General features: G+C 46.0%; 2 protein-coding genes and 1 tRNA gene. All 3 read left to right on the top strand.

All coding sequences use genetic code 11. The features are described from left to right. Positions 1–32 precede the first annotated feature (32 nt). The gene (gene lepA / locus ACYVTD_RS10755; RefSeq protein ID WP_461247770.1) at positions 33–1835 is read left to right on the top strand and encodes a translation elongation factor 4; all 1803 of its coding nucleotides are present in this window, start codon (positions 33–35) and stop codon (positions 1833–1835) included. A gap of 164 nt (positions 1836–1999) precedes the next feature. Then, positions 2000–2084 (top strand) — tRNA-Leu (locus tag ACYVTD_RS10750). A gap of 157 nt (positions 2085–2241) precedes the next feature. Continuing rightward, positions 2242–3400, top strand: a 1159-nt coding sequence (locus ACYVTD_RS10745) for a hydantoinase/carbamoylase family amidase (RefSeq protein ID WP_461247769.1), incomplete at its 3' end; no start/stop codon positions are given.

The following is a 3400-nucleotide window of genomic DNA, read 5'->3' as shown; positions in this document are numbered from 1 at the left end:
TTTTGGCTCTAATCGTATATAATGTCTGCACAATGAGCGATATAAAACACATACGAAATTTCAGCATAATTGCGCACATAGACCACGGCAAATCAACGCTGGCAGACAGAATTTTAGAAGCGACAGGCAGCGTCGAAGCGCGTGACATGGAAAAGCAATTATTGGATAACATGGAACTAGAAAAAGAACGCGGAATAACCATCAAAGCGCGTTCTGTTCGCTTGGATTACACAGCCAAAAACGGCGAGAAATATGTATTTAACCTAATCGACACGCCAGGGCACGTCGATTTCAACTATGAAGTGTCCCGTTCTCTCGCAGCGTGCGAAGGGGCTATTTTGATTGTCGATTCATCGCAGGGTGTCGAAGCACAAACAATAGCGAACACATACCTCGCCCTCGAGCATAACCTTGATCTATTGCCTGTGCTAAACAAAATCGACCTTCCAAACTCGCGACCAGACGAGATTAAACACGAAATCGAAAACATAATCGGGCTAGACACGGAAAACATACCCTTAATTTCTGCGAAAAACGGAATAGGCATCGAAGAGGTGCTAGAGCAAATAATCGAAAAAATTCCTGCGCCAAAAGGCGATGCAAAAGCTCCGCTCAAAGCCCTAATTTTCGATAGTTTCTTCGATAGCTACAAAGGCGTGATAATTTATACGCGCGTGTTCGACGGGACAATCAAAAAAGGCGATAAAATCAAGTTAATGGCGACGGACAAGGAATACGAAGTCGTCGAAGTGGGCTACCTCGGCGCGCTTGAACATGAGCCAAAGCAAGAATTGTCGGCAGGCGAAGTAGGATATATAACGGCGTCGATTAAAGACGTATCATCCGCAAGAGTCGGCGACACTATTACAAACGCAAAAGGAGGCATAACCGAACCACTAGCGGGCTATAAAGACGTGCAACCAATGGTATATTCCGGCATCTACCCTGCCGATGGCTCGCAATACGCACTTCTGCGCGATAGCCTAGAAAAGTTAAAGTTAAACGACGCATCGCTCCATTTCGAAGCAGAAAATTCCGTTGCACTCGGCTTTGGCTTCAGGTGTGGTTTCTTAGGCTTGTTGCACATGGAAATAATCCAAGAGCGTATCGAACGCGAGTACGGCTTAAACATAATCACGACCGCGCCAAGTGTAATATATAAAGTGCATAAAACCGACGGCGAGGTGTTAAACATCGATAACCCTACCAACCTTCCGCCGTCAACCGAGATAGATTATATGGAAGAACCTATCGTGACAGCCGAGATTTATGCGCCGAGCGACTATATCGGCACAATAATGGAACTCTGCCAAGAGCGCCGCGGGGAGCACATCGGCGTCGAATATATCGACAGTACGCGCGCGAACGTGAAATACTATCTGCCGTTAAACGAGATTATATACGACTTTTTCGACCATCTCAAATCCCGCACAAGAGGCTACGCATCTTTTGATTATGATATATACGGCTATAAAAAATCCAAGCTCGTCAAGCTGGATATCCTGATAAACGGCTCCGTGTGCGACGCTCTATCGCTGATCGTTCATAATTCAAACAGCTATTCTCGTGGCAGGAAGATCGCCGAAAAGCTAAAAGAGGCGATACCGCGCCAGATGTTCGAAGTGCCGATTCAGGCGGCGATAGGTAACAAAGTGATAGCTCGGGAAACGGTTAAGGCCATGCGCAAAGACGTGTTGGCAAAATGCTACGGTGGCGACATTTCGAGAAAACGCAAGCTGCTAGAGAAGCAAAAAGAGGGCAAAAAACGCATGCGCAAGGTTGGCAACGTCGAAATTCCGCAAGATGCGTTCATGTCCGTGCTAAAACTCGATTAGCTTGATTTTTTCGCAGTTTTATGATATAATATAAAAGCTTTTAAGATTTTAATCGAAAAACGAAACAGGGCGAAGCCCGCGTTTTTCGAAATGAGCAAGGCTCGCCGCAAAGTGAGTTCCCGAGCATCGCAAGGGACGAACTAAATAGGCGATGCCGCAGCGACGCGGCTATGGCGGAATTGGCAGACGCGCTAGCATGAGGTGCTAGTGAAGCAATTCGTGGGGGTTCAAGTCCCTCTAGCCGCACCACGTTCGGGCTAGTCCTTTGGGTCCGGATTAAAAGAAAATCGCTTTTAATCCCTCCCTTTTCGGATTGCCCTCTCTTCTTCGAAAAATGCGCGCTTCGCGCTGAATCATTTTTCGATTATACCTTTAAAATATTGTCTCGGGGGAGAACTGTTAAATAATGAAGGACTATATAAATTATTTATTAAAAACCATAGGCGAATGCGGCAATCGTGTTGCTTTTTCGAGCGCGGAAACTCAAGCGAAAATCCGCCTTGTAGGCGAGATGCGCGAACTTGGATTAGACGTTTATACAGACGAAGTCGGCAACATTTTCGGGATTTTATATGCAGACAAAAAACCAAAATTAAAGCTTCCGATAGACGTCGTTGCGTTTGGTTCTCATATCGATTCAGTGCCAAATGGAGGCAATTTCGACGGATTAGCGGGCATCGCCGCCAGCATGGCGATGGTCAAAAAACTGCAAGAAACAGGCGCAGATGTAAAAGAAAACATCGCAGTAATTGCTTTTGAATGCGAGGAAAGCAGCGTTTTTGGCAAGAGCTGTTTGGGCAGTAAATACTTGAGCGGGCAATTAGCACTTGAAAAAATTCTTCAAACTTCTATCGCATCGCCGCAGTTCGACGACGGGCTCGGGCTAAGATATCAATACAAACTCGAAGAGGCAAACAAATTCTTAAACCTGCCGCTTCTAAGCAATAAATTAAATTTCCTGTCTTTTTTCGAGCCTCATATCGAGCAGGGCGATGTGTTAAGAGATAATAATAAAAAAATAGGTATAGTCAGCGGCGTTTCTGCCCCATGCAGGATTTTATTTCACGTCACAAGCCGAGGCGGGCATGACGGCACAGTCCCTATGAGCAAGCGTCGCGATGCGCAGGAAGGCGCGGTTGCAATATACAACGCATATAGAGGGCTACGAAAAGAAATGGTTATAAATGATAGATTGCGAACAAATAACGGAACGTGGGACATCAAAAACGAGGCGTTCAATCGCATTCCCGAAGATGTAACAATCGGTATTTCATCGCGCGGGGTCGACAAAGACTTGCTGATCGAATTTAACTCTAAGCTCATCGAAAGAGCAAAAAAGATTATCGAAAGCCTTAATCTCTCCGTTGAAATCACGCTTTTGGAGCCAGAAATTTTAGAAAACATTCACCCGACTCTTTTCAACCAAAAAGCTGTCGATGCCGTAAAGTCTGCTGCTGCGTCCTTTGCTTGCGAAGAAATGTGGTCCGGAGCTGGGCATGACGCAGGCTATATGAACGCCATCTGCCGCGACGGCTCTTCCGTTTTCTTCATTCCAAACACCGGCG

Source organism: Treponema sp. R6D11 (assembly GCF_054786075.1).
Note: the sequence above shows the minus strand (reverse complement) of the source record. Positions and strands in the feature narration are given on the sequence as shown.

Excerpts from the sequence above, each read along its gene's own strand:
- lepA (WP_461247770.1), top strand. The coding sequence starts at position 33 with ATGAGCGATATAAAACACATACGAAATTTCAGCATAATTGCGCACATA.